Source organism: Paraburkholderia sp. GAS32 (genome assembly GCF_050434225.1).
Taxonomy (GTDB): domain Bacteria; phylum Pseudomonadota; class Gammaproteobacteria; order Burkholderiales; family Burkholderiaceae; genus Paraburkholderia; species Paraburkholderia madseniana.
Map to the genome: position 1 here is coordinate 213,591 of NZ_JBNPVS010000002.1, position 15,113 is coordinate 228,703.

At 59.7% G+C, this 15,113-nt stretch carries 12 protein-coding genes; 7 read left to right on the forward strand and 5 right to left on the reverse strand.

Annotation, left to right across the window (positions count from 1 at the left end):
- Positions 1-46 precede the first annotated feature (46 nt).
- Genes P3T25_RS02950 through P3T25_RS02960 form a run of 3 tightly spaced genes read right to left on the reverse strand, consistent with a single transcriptional unit; the run spans position 47 to position 5,877 of the window.
- Positions 47-1,516: an efflux transporter outer membrane subunit gene (locus P3T25_RS02950; protein WP_429357421.1), complete on the reverse strand. Its 1,470-nt coding sequence runs from the start codon at positions 1,514-1,516 to the stop codon at positions 47-49.
- On the reverse strand, positions 1,509-2,696 hold the full coding sequence (locus tag P3T25_RS02955; protein WP_429357422.1) for an efflux RND transporter periplasmic adaptor subunit: 1,188 nt from the start codon (positions 2,694-2,696) through the stop codon (positions 1,509-1,511). The genes P3T25_RS02950 and P3T25_RS02955 overlap by 8 nt, the downstream gene beginning before the upstream one ends.
- Positions 2,686-5,877: an efflux RND transporter permease subunit gene (locus P3T25_RS02960; protein ID WP_429357423.1), complete on the reverse strand. Its 3,192-nt coding sequence runs from the start codon at positions 5,875-5,877 to the stop codon at positions 2,686-2,688. Before P3T25_RS02960 ends, P3T25_RS02955 begins: the two co-directional genes overlap by 11 nt.
- Positions 5,878-6,871: 994 nt before the next feature.
- Between P3T25_RS02960 and phbB the strand changes: the two genes are divergently transcribed.
- A complete protein-coding gene (gene phbB, locus P3T25_RS02965) occupies positions 6,872-7,615 on the forward strand; it encodes an acetoacetyl-CoA reductase (RefSeq protein WP_171926029.1) in 744 nt (247 codons plus the stop codon).
- Between the two features lie 220 nt (positions 7,616-7,835).
- On the opposite strand, the gene P3T25_RS02970 is transcribed toward phbB, so the two are convergent.
- Complete coding sequence (locus tag P3T25_RS02970) at positions 7,836-8,306, reverse strand: PaaI family thioesterase (RefSeq protein ID WP_266257659.1); 471 nt, start codon at positions 8,304-8,306, stop codon at positions 7,836-7,838.
- Between the two features lie 98 nt (positions 8,307-8,404).
- Positions 8,405-9,346, reverse strand: a complete 942-nt coding sequence (locus P3T25_RS02975; RefSeq protein ID WP_429357534.1) for a LysR substrate-binding domain-containing protein — start codon at positions 9,344-9,346, stop codon at positions 8,405-8,407.
- An 80-nt stretch (positions 9,347-9,426) separates the two neighbouring features.
- On the opposite strand from P3T25_RS02975, the gene P3T25_RS02980 reads away from it, so the two are divergent.
- The 6 genes from P3T25_RS02980 to P3T25_RS03005 all read left to right on the forward strand — a co-directional run bounded on the left by P3T25_RS02980 (position 9,427) and on the right by P3T25_RS03005 (position 15,047).
- Positions 9,427-9,825: a nuclear transport factor 2 family protein gene (locus tag P3T25_RS02980; RefSeq protein ID WP_429357424.1), complete on the forward strand. Its 399-nt coding sequence runs from the start codon at positions 9,427-9,429 to the stop codon at positions 9,823-9,825.
- A gap of 250 nt (positions 9,826-10,075) precedes the next feature.
- Positions 10,076-11,191 carry a branched-chain amino acid ABC transporter substrate-binding protein gene (locus P3T25_RS02985; protein WP_429357425.1) on the forward strand — a complete coding sequence of 372 codons (1,116 nt, stop codon included), beginning with the start codon at positions 10,076-10,078 and terminating at the stop codon, positions 11,189-11,191.
- An 86-nt stretch (positions 11,192-11,277) separates the two neighbouring features.
- Positions 11,278-12,195 (forward strand): branched-chain amino acid ABC transporter permease, encoded by a 918-nt coding sequence (locus tag P3T25_RS02990; RefSeq protein ID WP_429357426.1) that lies wholly within the window; start codon positions 11,278-11,280, stop codon positions 12,193-12,195.
- Positions 12,195-13,481, forward strand: a complete 1,287-nt coding sequence (gene livM / locus P3T25_RS02995; RefSeq protein ID WP_429357427.1) for a high-affinity branched-chain amino acid ABC transporter permease LivM — start codon at positions 12,195-12,197, stop codon at positions 13,479-13,481. The genes P3T25_RS02990 and livM overlap by 1 nt, the downstream gene beginning before the upstream one ends.
- Positions 13,478-14,329 (forward strand): ABC transporter ATP-binding protein, encoded by an 852-nt coding sequence (locus P3T25_RS03000; RefSeq protein WP_429357428.1) that lies wholly within the window; start codon positions 13,478-13,480, stop codon positions 14,327-14,329. The genes livM and P3T25_RS03000 overlap by 4 nt, the downstream gene beginning before the upstream one ends.
- On the forward strand, positions 14,322-15,047 hold the full coding sequence (locus P3T25_RS03005; protein ID WP_429357429.1) for an ABC transporter ATP-binding protein: 726 nt from the start codon (positions 14,322-14,324) through the stop codon (positions 15,045-15,047). The genes P3T25_RS03000 and P3T25_RS03005 overlap by 8 nt, the downstream gene beginning before the upstream one ends.
- Positions 15,048-15,113 lie beyond the last annotated feature (66 nt).

Sequence of the window (15,113 nt, forward strand, 5' to 3'; positions counted from 1 at the left end):
TTATTTGCGCCAGAACCCACGCTTCTCCCGTGCCGTGCAGCGGCGTTCAATTCGCGCGGCGCTCCATTGCTGTCGCGACGAGTGCGGGCGCTGCAGCCGCTTGAGCGAGTTCATCGCTCGACCATCCGCCGCCGAGCGCATGCAGGAGTTGCACATTCGCGCTTAGCTGGCGTGTCTGGATATCGAGCACGCTGCGTTGCGCCTCGAGTGCGACGGTCTGCGCCTGCACGACATCGAGGTAGCCCACTGTGCCTTGGCGATATTGGCGTAACGCGAGGTCGACCGAGTACTGGGCGGCGTTTGCTGCATCCCGTTGCTCGCCAAGCGCAGTGCCGAGATACGACAGCAGGGCAAGGTTGTCTTCAACCTGCTGGAATGCAGACAGCACCACGCCGCGGTAACGTTCTCCCGCTTCTTCGGTTGCCGCCTTGGCGGAATCGAGTTGCGCACGACGGTAGCCGCCGTCGAACACGTACTGCACCAGCTGCGGACCGACCGCCCAGAACAGATTGGGCGCGCTCACCAGGCCGGCGTAGGCTGCGCTTTGCACACCACCCTGCAAGCTGAGCATGATGTCCGGGAAGTAAGCCGCCCGCGCGACGCCAATTTTCGCGTTGGCCTCGGCCACCCGGCGTTCCGCTGCAGCGACGTCGGGACGTCGCTGCAACAGCGTCGAGGGCAGGCCGGTCGGAATCGCCGGCAACGCGATGGCGGCGGTCTGGGGCGGCAGGCTGAATTCGGACGCGGAGGCCCCAACCAGGACCGCGATCGCGTGTTCAATCAGAGCCCGTTGCGCCAGGTTCTGCGACAGCTGCGACTTCGCCGACGAAAGTTGCGTTTGCGCTCGGGAAACGTCGAGGCCAGACACGATCCCACTGTTATGCAACGTTTGCGTGAGTTGCAGGGCCTTCGCATACGCCACGACAGTCTCGTTCAACAGCTCGGTTTGCTGGTCGAGGCCGCGCAAGCGGAGGCAACTGTCCGCCAGTTCGACCTGCAGGCTCAGCCTTACTGAGGCCAGATCGGCCTTGGTCGCCTGCGCCTCGTCCTTGCCGGCCACCACGGAGTCGCGCACTCGGCCCCACAGGTCGAGGTCGTAGTTGATTTCGCCGCCAAGCGTGACGGAGTTGTAGTCGTTCGGGCCGCCCACGCGCAACGGCCGGCTGTCGGACTGGCGATCGCGCTGCGGCACGGCGCTCGCACTGATCGACGGGTACAGTCCCGACTCGACCTGCGCCACGAAAGCCTGCGCTTGCGCATAGTGTGCGTATGCCGCGCGCAAATCGGTGTTGCTTGCCAGCAGGCGCGTTTCGAGATCGTCGAGCTGTGCGTCGCCATACATCTTCCACCAGCCGTTGCGGTCTATCCGGTCGGCGGGCTGTGCCGTGGTCCACGGGCCAACCGTCTTGTATTGCGCAGCGATCGGCGTCGGCGGGACCTGATATTGCGGCGCGAGCGAGCAGGCGCAGAGCGCGACGACGCTCGCGAGAAGCGCCGGAAGTCCATACTTAATCATGTGCTGCTGCCTTCTTGTCGGTCGCCGTCGCAACTTGCACGTTGTCGCCGTCGGCGAGTCCGTCGGGCGGTGTATCGATCACCCGATCGGTTGCGGCGAGCCCTGAGCCGATCTCCACTGAGTCACCCAGGTCGCGGTTGATCTTCACCTGCTTGAACAGCACGTGACCGTTCGCGCCAAGCGTGGCGACCACGACGCCGCGGCTATCGAAGACGAGCGCGCTGGCCGGTACACGGAGTGAATCGGCGGAGGCGGGCAACGTGAATTTCAGGCTGGCGAACCCACCCGGCAGCAGCTTGCCGTTAGCGTTGTCAACCAGCAGTTGAACCAGCGTCGTTCCCGAACTCGAATTGACCGAGTCTGCCGCTGCAACCACGCGCGCGGTGAACTGCTGGTCGGGATACTCGGGAACGGTCAGGATGGCGGTCGTGCCGTCGTGTATCGCCGGTGCGTAATTCTGCGGCACCTGGACATACACGCGTAACTGCTTGACCTCGGAGACCGCGAACAACTCCTGTCCTACTCCGCCGCTGCCGGCGTTGACCAACGCGCCGACGTCGGTATCACGGGCGGTCACCACGCCGTCGAATGGCGCGACGATACGTGCGAAGGCCTTGGTGGCGACGAGGCGATCGACGTTGGCTTTCGCGGCCGCTACGATCGCCTCCTTGGCGGTGTAGTCAGCGGTGCGTTGGTCGACATCCTGCTGGGCGACGGAATCCGTGCCGCTTAGCGCTTCCCAGCGCTTGGCCGTGGTACCTGCAACTAAAGCGTTCGCCTGCGCACTCTGGAGATCCGCCCGCGCTTGCAATAGCTGCTGGTCGAGCTCGGGCGTTTCGATTTCGGCGAGTACCTGGCCCGCTTTGACCGGCGCACCGATATCGACACTCCATGATTTCAGATAGCCGCTGACCTGCGCGAAAATCGGCGCGCGCGTAAACGCTTCGAGACGGCCGGGCAGTTGCAGCGAGGGGCCGTTGGCGTCGCGCAAGGGCTGGATCAGGTTGACGGTCGGCACGGCCTGGGCGTCGGTCCAGGTTTTCAGCTTGCGGGCATCGGCGGCTCGCAGTGTGAGCCCGGCAGCGACGATGCCTAAGGCGACCAGCAGGCCGACCACGCCTGCTACGAGAAGCGGGCGGCGCGACGGTGTATTAGTGGGAAAAGTAGATTCAGACGACATGAGCAGGACCTCCCGAGACGGATGCCGGGGTAGCCGCGCGCCCGGGGCGCGCGTGCACGATACAAAAAATGACGGGGACGAGGAACAGCGAAGCGGTGGTGGCAAACAGCAGACCGCCGATCACGGCGCGGCCAAGCGGCGCGTTTTGCTCACCGCCTTCACCGAGGGCGAGCGCCATCGGCGCCATGCCGATGATCATGGAGAGCGCGGTCATGAGCACGGGGCGAAAACGCGTAAAGCCTGCTTCGAGGGCGGCCTTGAACGGGTCGCCGTGTACGGCAAAACGTTCGCGGCAGAAACTGACGACCAGAATCGAGTTGGCCGTCGCCACCCCCATGCACATGATCGCACCGGTCAATGCGGGTACCGAGAGCGTCGTGTGGGTTGCGAACAGCATCCAGACGATCCCTGCCAACGCGGCAGGCAACGCGCTTACGATCACGAAGGGGTCGGCCCACGACTGGAAATTGATCACGATCAGCAGATAGATCAGCACCACCGCACCAAGCAGGCCGAACAACATGCCGGCAAAGGCGCTGTTCATTGTCTGCACCTGGCCCAGCAGCGCGACGGCCGCGCCCTTGGGCAAGGTGCCGGCGTTGTCGTGCACGATGCGCTGGATATCGGATGCCACCGCGCCGAGGTCGCGGCCCTGGGTGGTCGCGAAGATCTCGACCATGGGCTGGATGTTGTACTGGCTGACAACCTCGTTGCTGCTGGTGCGTTCGACTGTCGCCAGGCCGCCGAGGATCTGGGCGGTGCTTCCGCCGCTGGCCGTGATCGGAAGATTTTGCAGTGCGGCGAGCGAATCGAGGCTGTATTGCGGCGTTTGCATCACGATCGGATAAGACACGCCGTTCGCGTTGTTCAGCCAGAACGTGGGCGCGACCTGGCTGGAACCCGCGAGGTTCACCACCATGCTGTTCGTCACGTCGCGCTCGGTGATGCCGAGCAATTGCGCTTGTGTGCGGTCGACATCGACGTTGAAAGTCGGGTTGCCTTGCGACTGCGCAATCCGCGCGTCGACCACCCCCGGAACATCGCGAACCTGGCGCAGCAGACGGTCCGCGTACGCGTAGTCGGCTTTCAGATTATTGCCGCGAATCTGCAGGTCGATCGGCGCCGGCGAGCCGAAGTTCAGGATCTGACTGATGATGTCCGCCGGCGGGAACGAAAACGTGACGCCCGGGAATTCCCGCGGCAATCTCTCGCGCATCAGGCGAACATACTCTTCGGTTGGACGATGGCCTTCGTTTAGCGCGATCTGGATGTCACCGTCCTGCGAGCCGACCGTACCGGTGTTGTTGTACGCGGTATTGATGCCGCTGACCGGCAGACCCATGTTGTCGACCACGGTGCCGAGATCCGCCGGCGGGACGATCTGGCGGATCGCGCCTTCGACATCCGCAAAAATCTGCGCGGTCTTTTCAACGCGAACGCCGACTGGTGCGCGCACATGCATCAGGATTTGTCCGGAATCGACCGAAGGGAAGAAGTTGCGGCCGAGGAACGGCACCAGCGCGAACGAGAGGGCGACGAAGCCGAGGAAGCCGCTGACGAACGGACGCCGGTGGGTCAGCGCGAGTTCGAGCAACCCACGGTAGGCGCTGCGCACCTTTTCAAAGCGCGCTTCGAAGCCGCGCTGGAAACGCCCAAGCGGACCGGGGCTTTTGGCTTCCTGGGCGTGCTCGCCCTTTACATGCTGTTTCAGCAGGTATTTCGCCATCGTCGGCACAAGGGTTCGCGACAGGATGAACGACGAGATCATGGCGAAGATCACTGCTTCAGCCATCGGCACGAACAGGAAGCGTGCAACCCCGCTCAGGAAGAACATCGGCACGAACACGATGCAGATACACAGCAGCGAGACGAATGCCGGCGTGACGATCTGCGCGGCGCCGTCGAGAATGGCCGTCTCCACTTCCTTGCCGTGCTCGAGGTGCCAGTTGATGTTCTCGATCGTCACCGTGGCATCGTCGACCAGAATCCCCACCGCCAATGCAAGACCGCCGAGCGTCATGATGTTCAACGTCTCGCCGAGCGCGGATAGCGTCGCGATGGAGCCGAGGATGGCGAGTGGGATTGAGGTTGCGATGATGATCGTCGAGCGCCAGCTACCCAGGAACAGCAGGATCATGAGGCTCGTCAGCACGGCCGCGATCACACCCTCGCGCGCCACGCCGGTGATGGCCGCCCGTACGAACAACGACTGGTCGCCGATGGGCTCGATCTGCAGGTTATCGGGCCACGACGCTTTCCCTGCAGCAAGCCGCTGCTTGATGCCGGAGATGATGCCGAGCGTCGAAACCGAACCGTTCTTGAGCACGGACATCAGTACCGAGCGCCGGCCGTCGACATGCACGATATTGGTCTGCGGCGGGCTGCCGTCGCGCACATTCGCAATGTCACGAATGTAGACGGTGGTGCCATTGGCTGCCTTGACCGGCAGATCGCCCAAGGCTTTGATTTCCGACGGTGCATTGTTCAGTTGCAGCGTGTACTCGTAGTCACCGATCTTTTCAGTGCCGACCGGCGTAATCAGGTTCTGGCCGGCAAGCGCATTGGCGACGTCCTGCGCGGATAAGCCGCGCGCCTGGAGCGCCGCCGGGTCGACGTCGATCTGCACCTGACGTGTCTTGCCGCCGAACGGGTAAGGAATTGCTGCGCCTGCGACCGTCGTGAGAACCGGGCGCACCGCATTCAGCCCCAGGTCACCGAGGTTCTGTTCAGAGAGTCCTTTGCCAGACAGCGCCAACTGGATGATCGGTACGGTCGACGCGTTGTAGTTCAGGATCAGAGGAGGCGTCGTACCGGCAGGCAATTGCCGCAATTGAGTTTGCGCGACTGAAGTTACCTGCGCGTTCGCCGTGCTGATATTCACCCCCGGCTGGAAGAAGATCTTGATGATCCCGAAGCCGGCGACCGATTCCGCCTCGATATGCTCGACGTCGTTCACCGTAGTCGTCAGCGTGCGTTCGAATGGCGAGGTGATGCGGCCGACCATCTGGTCCGGCGGCAAACCCGTGTACTGCCACACGACGCTGATCACGGGAATCCTGATATCAGGAAAGATGTCGGTTGGCGTTCTCATCGCGGACAAAGGACCGATGATGAGGATGAAGATCGCCAGGACTACGAAGGTGTAGGGTCGCCGAAGGGCGATACGGACTAGGCCGAGCATGAGAATTCCAGAGCTTGGGGTAAAACGTAAGAGTCTTTGGTGGAGGCTAGCGCGGCGTGCGATGACCCGTAGCCGTGTGCCTGTATGCGAAACGAGGAGCTCTGCCTTGGGACAGGTGCCGATGCGCCGCAACGCAACCCAAGCGCGAATGTACACAAAGCTCGGAAGTTCTGCTGAAGGACAAATGAAACGTCAGGCATGTATGGATGCCGGGTAAGCTCATTTCGCTTTGCCCGCACATATCGGGAATACCTTGTCGTTGCTGGACAGAGTGATGCCTGGCAAGAACCGGACAGAGGCGCACGAGCGTCACTTTCGATGAACGTCAAATCGTCAGCGTTTTTTATTACCAATTGTTCAGGAGGACTAGTGTGCCGAGTCGGACAACAACGGGCGATTGAGCGTTGCAAAAGTGACTTTTTCGCAAAACAGTTGTGTGCAAAACAGGTGGACTAGAAAATGGCATTCACGCTGCCGACGGCGTCTGGCAATCGTCATAGGAGACTGCCCCGAACACATGATCCATGCGTCAGGCTTCGACCTTGCGGGTATCGAACTGCCGTCTTCATTCGCAACGTCTTCTGCTCGTTTCTGTGCACTGTCGTCGGCGCAAGGCCGGTCGTAGCAATTAGTTTCTATGGGGAAAGTATGAAACCGGCAGGTGCCTACTTGTGATCGCCAAATTTCGCTGAAATAATCGTTTCGCATGCTTGCTTGACCGGCATGCATCGATTCTTCGGACCATAAAATGCTGAACCTGAGAGAGACCGTTGCGGCGCGCGGCCAGTGAGTGTCGCGCGCCCGTGTATCAAACTTCATTCGCGCAATACCAGAAGCCTACAAAAAAAAGCCACGCAGTTCGATCAATGCCGGAGCCATCATTCTCTGCAATCTGGGAGGAGGCGACGCATTGTTGCAATCCAATGGCGGGTTGTGCGGGACGGCCGTTGGGTATTCTTGATCCTCGCAGATACTACGATCACGGGTGGAAAGGATGACGAAGCGAATCGCTGTAGTAACGGGTGGCATGGGCGGACTTGGAGAAGTGATCAGCACGAAACTGCATGACGCCGGCTATGCCGTCGTAGTAACGCACTCGACGATCAATACTGGTTCAGCCGACTGGCTGGCCGGCATGGAATCTCAGGGTCGCAATTTTCGCGCATATTCCGTCGATGTGGCCGACTATGACTCATGCCAGCGCTGTGTAGCAAGAATTCAGGCTGAAGTCGGTTCCGTCGACATTTTGGTGAACAATGCCGGAATCACGCAGGACATGACACTCAGGAAGATGGACAAGGTCAACTGGGACGCGGTGATTCGCACCAATCTGGATTCGGTGTTCAATATGACCAAGCCGTTGTGCGAAGACATGGTCGCGCGCGGCTGGGGGCGAATCATCAACATCTCGTCCGTCAACGGTTCGAAAGGCTCTGTCGGCCAGACCAATTACGCCGCGGCGAAGGCTGGCATGCACGGCTTCACCAAATCACTGGCGCTGGAGGTCGCGCGCAAAGGCGTAACCGTCAACACGGTTTCGCCAGGCTATCTTGCCACGAAGATGGTCACTGCGATTTCGCAGGAGATTCTGGACACAAAGATCCTGCCGCAGATTCCAGCCGGTCGTCTGGGCAAGCCCGATGAAGTCGCGGCCCTTGTCAGGTATTTGTGCTCGGACGATGCAGGTTTTGTGACCGGGTCCAATATTGCTATCAACGGCGGCCAGCATATGCATTGATGCGGCGGCCTGTGACATCGTAGCGTCATCGCCACAATCAGTCGTTCGGTTGTGGCGATGAGCGAGCCTCCGGCCTCGGATTGATAATCGAGTGGGAATGAGGGTTAAATTTCCTCGATATAAAATTCGACAAAAAAGCCAGACTCTGCAAGGGTCTGCAGGCATCTGTAGGTCTTGTGGTTGGCGACGGAAAAAAGCTGTCCCACCGGTCCACCGGGTCCTACTTCTCCACCTTGTCGTGCATCACCATGATCGTTTGTTGCATCAGTGCACAAAGCGTTTCATGGCCGTCTTTGACTGCGAATACCTCTGCCTGAGTGACGATTAGCGTACGGCCGGGGCGGACAACCTGGCCACGGGCGATCAGGATTTCACCGTCGGCCGGAGCGACCAGATTCATCTTGTATTCGACAGTCAATACAGAAGCACTGGCCGGCACCAAGGTCATCGCAGCGTAGCCGCCTGCGGAGTCAGCAATCATACCCACCACGCCGCCATGTACGAAGCCGTGCTGCTGCTCGACACCACTCCAAACGGGTAGGTGAATTTCGGTGTGGCCATGTTCGATTACGGGCAGAGTCGCCTGGATCAATGTCATCGCATTCTGGCGCATGAAGCTGGCGCGAATGCGTTCGGCGAAGAGGGAGTCGGGTGCATGTGTCATAGAGGGGATTGTATTGGTAAATTCCATATCATCGCTCGACGCGACCGGCTCCAATGCCGATGACGCGAGCGACGGATCTGCGAACGCATGTGGCGATTGCTCTTTGTTTGGCGTACTCGCGTAAGTCACTCTTCTTGCGCCAGCCGCACGAGGATGTCGGCAAGGGCGCGAATCTTCGGCTGGGCCGCACGTTGAGATGGATATACCAGAAAGTACGACGCACCGTTTCGCACTACCTCGCGAAACGGCATCATCAGGGAACCCGCATTAAGTTTTTCTTGCGCCATGCGTGGATCGCCGATTGCAACCCCATGACCTTCTGCTGCGGCAGTGAGCGTCAATTCAAGTGTATCGAATACAGGTCCCTGTCGAGCATTGATGTACGTCGCCCCGACACCATCAAGCCAACCACGCCATTCCGCATAACCAGGTCCAGGATGTAGCAACGTTGCGTCAGCAAGATCAGCGACGGATCTGAGAGACGCAGCCAATGCGGGTGTGCACATTGGCGTGAGCGTCTCGGCAAACAGCGGTATCGCTTCTACGCCCACCCACTGTCCGGTGCCACGCACGACAATGGCGTCGACATCCGGCGCGGTGAAATCCGGCTTGTCGTCAGCGGATGTCGAGATGCGCAGTTCAGTGCCACCCAGCGCATGGTTGATTTCCGCCAGCCGCGGGAGCAACCAGCGAATCGCAAACGTGGACGGTAACCGCAGCGTGATCACCGACGCCGCGCCATGCTGAATGTCAGCATGCTGAACGAGCTGCGTCAGCACGTGGACGGCCACCGTAAGCAGCGTGTCCCCCTCTGCCGTCAATGCCAGCCCCGACGCGTGACGCACGAACAGCGCACATTGATAGTGCGCTTCCAGTTGCTGGATCTGCCGGCTGACCGCGCCCTGCGTGCGGCACAGATGATCTGCGGCCTTACTCACGCTGCCGAGAGACGCCGCGGCGACGAACGCCTGGAATCCGGCTAGCGACGGCAGCGGGCGGGTCAGATCCGCCAGCGGGTATGTTCCGGCTGCATACCCGGCTTGCGGATTTTTCGATTGTTCGGTCATCGGCGCGTCGCTATCGTGTTTCAACCAGGGGCGTGCTCGTTTGACCGGGCCGCATCGTTAACGAATTATCGGAGGTTACTGTGGTGTCGTCACCCGAATTACTCTACACGCAGCAGGTTCGCATCTACCTCGAGGAGTTGGAGCGTGGCGACGTCGCCGCGATCTGCGCCCTGTTTGCGCCGGACGCACAGATTTTCTCGCCGTTTCTCGGTTGGATGCAAGCTGCACCGTTCTTTGCCAAAGTCAGCGAAGCATCGGGCCAGAGCACGATAAGGCCTATCGACATCTGCGTGAGCACAACAGGCGCTCGGCGCGCTACGGGTTACTTCATCTACGATTGGGTGCTGAAAGACGGTTCCGCGGTGAGCTTCGAGTGCGTCGATGTGTTCGAGTTCGACGCCAATGGGCTGATCGAGCGCATGATAATTGTGTACGACACTTATCCTATCCGCAGCACTGTCGGCGATAAATACGCGTAGTTTGCCGACTAGTCGTTTACTCGGTCATGTCTCTGGTCGAACTGCTGAATTGTGCGTTTTGCCGCGTACACCACGCGGTATTCCGCATCATTAGGCTGCACCTAATCCCCGCTTTCGAACAATCAAATTCCAAGCTGTTTTTGGTGTCGGCAACCTGCGTTCTACCTCGTGAACAAACGCGAGGCGACACTCAGGAACGATAGCCGAGACCTGTTCGTTCCTGCATCGAAGCCTGCTCTTGGAGATGGTTATGAACGGCCGGAAAGGATTGGTTAAATTGGGTGCAGCGCTCAGCATGGGCGGAATGGCTCTGGCCTGCTCGGTCACAGCGGACGCAAGCGTTGTGGTGGGCGTGGCGGGTCCGATGACGGGGGAGTACGCGTCGGGGGGAGACCAGTTTCGCAAGGGCGCAGAACAGGCCGTGAAGGACATCAACGCGTCGGGAGGTTTGCTTGGACAGCAACTCGACCTGGTCGTCGGTGACGACGTTTGCGATCCCAAGCAGGCGGTCTCTGTTGCAAACAGCTTCGTCAACAAGAAGGTGGCGTTCGTCGACGGTCACTGGTGCTCGAGTTCCACGCTGCCGGCATCCGACGTTTACAACGACGCGCAGATCCCTCAGGTCACAGTGTCGACCAACCCCAAAATAACGGAACGCGGTATCAAGGGAATCTTCCGTATCACGGGCAGGGACGATCAGCAGGGACAGGTTGCGGCGGACTATATCGCCGCGAACTTCAAGGGCAAGAAAATCGCCGTTATTGATGACAAGACGGCGTATGGCGGCGGTCTGGCGGACGAAATTGCAAAAGATCTGGCGGCGAAGCAGACACCCGTGGCGCTGCGCCAGTCGATCACGGCCGGTGAAAAGGACTACTCCGGTCTGATCAGCAAACTGAAGGCGAACGGCATTCAGATTCTTGCTTACGGCGGCTACTACCAGGAAGTCGCACTGATTCTGCGGCAGGCGGCGCAGGCAGGGCTCAACCTGACGGTCCTCGGCGGCGACACGCTGACGAACAATGAACTGGTGACTGCCGCAGGGCCGGAAATCAACAAGGTCCTGTTTACCTTCCCGCCCGACCCGCGTAAGAGTGCCGCAGCTGCAAAGGTGGTGGCAGCCTTTCGCGCGCAGAAGATCGAGCCGGAAGGCTACATGCTGTACTCGTACGCCGCCATGCAGGTTTTCGCAGAGGCCGCGAAGAAAGCCAACTCCACGGACTATGCGGCGATCGTGAAGCAGCTTCACAACGCATCGTTCAGTACGGTAGTCGGCCAGGTGGACTTCGACGCGAAAGGCGATCTGAAGAGTCCCGGCTATGTGGTCTACCGGTGGAAGGGCAACAACTACGACTATGTGAAGTGACGCGTCCTGTCCAGTCTTTGTAGCGAGGAAAGAGGCGGTGCGTCGCTCTATTGCGCCGCCTCTGCAGCAGATTCACCGGAGAGGACATGAGCCAGGCACTGCAACAACTAATCAATGGGCTGACCTTGGGCGCCGTCTATGGCCTGATTGCGATCGGCTACACAATGGTCTACGGCATTATCGGCATGATCAACTTCGCTCACGGCGATATTTACATGGTGAGCGCGTTCATCGCCGTGACCTGCTTCACGCTGCTTGCTGGCAGCGGGGTCTCGTCTGTCGTGGCGAGCATTGCGATTACGCTGATCGTATCGATCGCACTGACGTCCGTATTCGGCTGGACCGTCGAGCGTGTCGGTTATCGGCCGCTTCGCGGGTCCAATCGTCTTGCGCCGCTGATTTCATCGATCGGGATTTCGATTTTCCTGCAGAACATGGTCCAGCTTACTCAAGGCGCTCGAGTCAAGTCTATCCAGCCACTCGTGACCGGAGGGGTGAACCTTTTCTTCGGCGAACAGTTTCACGGGCCATACGTTTCGTATGTGCAAATCCTCATTGTTTCGGTGACGATCCTGTTGATGTGCGCCTTCACTTTGTTTATTAATAAAACCCCTTTTGGCAGACAGCAGCGAGCCTGTGAGCAGGATCAGCGGATGATGCAGTTCCTCGGCTACAACGTCGATCGGATCATCGCCCTGACGTTCATGATCGGCGCCGCACTGGCGGCCGTCGCAGGTGTCATGGTCACGCTCTACTACGGCGTGATCGATTTCTCGATCGGATTCGAGGCGGGTATCAAGGCGTTTACCGCAGCCGTGCTCGGCGGCATCGGCTCGATTCCCGGGGCAATGCTTGGCGGTGTGATCATCGGTTTGATCGAAGCATTCTGGGCTGCCTACCTCTCGCCCGAATACAAGGATGTGGCCACGTTCGTCATCCTGATTGTGGTCTTGATGTTTCGTCCATCCGGGCTTCTCGGCCGACCCGAAGTGGAGAAGGTGTGATGAGTTCGACAGTCATGCAAGAAACGAATCTACATTTTCGCGTTAAGGATGCACTTGGCGCGGCGCTGGTCGCGGGCCTCGTCGGCTTGCCAATGCTAGGTTTGACGACGCGAGATGGCAGCAATGGTCTCGAGGTTCAGACGCGATGGGTGCTGCTGGCGGCTTTCATCGCAATCGCGTTTGCCGGGCGCATCGTCATGCAGCTTTTGCTGCAGCGTTTTAATCTTTTTTCAAAGCGCCGGTCGCGTGCCAGACCTGCTCCTCAAGTCGCGGGTAATGGCTCGCTTGTCTGGGCCGGTGCCGGATGCGTCGCGTTCGCCGTGCTGTTACCCGCGTTGTTCGCTGGAAACCGCTACGTCGTCGATACAGCGACGACCGTACTGATTTACGTCATGCTTGGCTGGGGGCTGAATGTCGTTGTCGGTCTGGCGGGGCTGCTGGACCTGGGTTATGTCGCGTTCTATGCCGTAGGCGCGTACACATACGGCCTGTTGTCGACGCATTTCGGCTTTGGCTTCTGGCAGTGTTTGCCAATCGCCGGCGGCCTCGCTGCGGCGTTCGGCATGTTGCTTGGTTACCCGACTCTCCGGCTGAGAGGCGATTATCTGGCTATCGTCACGCTCGGATTCGGGGAAATCATACGTTTGATACTCGTGAATTGGGGTGACGTGACAGGCGGACCCAACGGCGTCTCATCCATTCCGAAGCCGACCTTCTTCGGTCTCCCCATGCAGGCATCTGGCGATGGTCCGACCTTCGCGACCGTGTTTGGCCTTGATTACTCGCCTGGCCAGCGCGTCGTCTTTCTGTACTACCTGATCCTCGCACTCGCGCTGCTGACGAACCTTCTCGTCTCGCGACTCAGACGGCTACCCGTTGGGCGCGCGTGGGAAGCGGTGCGCGAAGACGAGATCGCTTGCAAAGCAATGGGGATCAACGTAACGAATGTGAAACTGTCTGCCTTTGCAACCGGCGCAATGCTGGCCGGATTCGCCGGCGTGTTCTTCGCCGCACGGCAGGGGTTCATTTCGCCAGAGAGCTTCACCTTTTCGGAGTCCGCCACGATTCTCGCGATCGTGGTGCTCGGCGGTATGGGAAGCCAGCTCGGCGTCGTCCTTGCGGCGGCCTTGCTGGTGATTTTGCCCGAGTTAGGGCGTGATTTCTCCGAGTACAGAATGCTGCTTTTCGGTGTTGCAATGGTCTTTATCATGGTCGTGCGCCCTGGCGGCCTGATTAGCCACCGCCGTGCGACTGTCAGCGCGCCCGGCATGGAGGCAAAGCAATGAATGCATCCACTTCGCTGCTCAGCGTTGAGAATCTGACGATGCAGTTTGGCGGACTTCGCGCGATCGAAGACCTGTCCATGACGGCGCGCGCAGGAGAGGTGACGTCGGTGATCGGGCCGAACGGAGCCGGCAAGACCACGTTTTTTAACTGCCTGACGGGCTTCTACAAGCCGACCAAAGGCGCCATCACGTTGGGGCATCCCCGTCATGGGAGGCTTCGGCTGGATGCGATGAAGAATGTGGACGTGGCGCGGATTGGCCAAGTCGTCCGGACGTTCCAGAACATACGGCTGTTCCCGCGTATGACCGTGCTCGAAAACCTGATGATCGCCCAGCACAATGTGTTGCAGGACGCGTCCAGGTTCTCGATTGCTGGCGCACTCAACGCAAGGTCATTTCGACGCGCGAACGACAAGGCGATAGACAACGCTTTGACGTGGCTCGAGCGCTTGAGCGTTCGGGATATCGCCAACAAACCTGCCGGCGACATGCCATATGGTGTGCAGCGTCGCATTGAGATCGCGCGCGCGATGTGCGCCGACCCCATTCTGCTGTGTCTGGATGAGCCGGCTGCCGGTCTCAATCCGCGCGAGTCGGCGGAACTCACTGCGTTGTTGACCTCGCTCGCGAGGGAGCAGGGCATCGGGATATTGTTGATCGAGCACGACATGAGCGTCGTCATGAAGGTTTCAGATCATATTGTCGTGCTCAATCACGGGAAGAAAATTGCAGAAGGCTTGCCTGCTGACATCAAGGTGAATCCTGATGTGATCAGCGCATACCTCGGCGAGGACGACGAGACGCCGTCACTCGGTGAAGCATCGCAGGAGAAATCAGCTCATGCTTAAGATTACCGAACTCAGTGCCCACTATGGCAGCGTCCAGGCACTACGCGGAGTCAGTTTGAGTGTGAAGACCGGTGAGATCGTCACGTTGATCGGCGCGAATGGCGCAGGCAAGTCGACGCTGATGAATACCATTTTCGGCTATCCACGGGCCAGCGGCGGCACGGTCGAATTCGACGGACAGACTATTTCGAAACTGCCATCGCATGCGATCGGCAAGCTAGACATTGCAGTTGTGCCTGAAGGGCGCCGTATCTTTCAGCGGATGACCGTGCTCGAGAATCTCCTGATGGGCGATACGTCGGGCAACCGCCGGACCGCGGATGATCTCGAGCGCATGTACGAGATGTTCCCCATCCTGAGGAGCAGAGCCTCGCAGCGTGCCGGCACGCTGTCAGGAGGGGAGCAGCAGATGCTCGCGATAGGGCGCGCATTGATGTCGCAGCCGAGATTGCTCCTGCTCGATGAACCGTCGCTTGGTCTCGCGCCGATCTTCATCAAGAAGATTTTTTCGGTTATCAAGGAGTTGAACGAGCAGCTTGGGATGACGATTCTGCTTGTCGAACAGAATGCGCATCACGCGTTGCGTGTGGCGCATCGAGGGTATGTTCTCCAGCACGGGCAGATTGCCCTCGAGGGGAGCGGTGCTGAGTTGCTGGCCAACCCTGCTGTGCGGGCAGCGTATCTGGAGGGCGACACCGCTCAACTGGATGCGGCCTGAGCGGTGATCTGGAGGGCGTGGGGTGCTCGCCTCCCTTTCGAGGTTCGAGACAGGCGAATTGCGGCA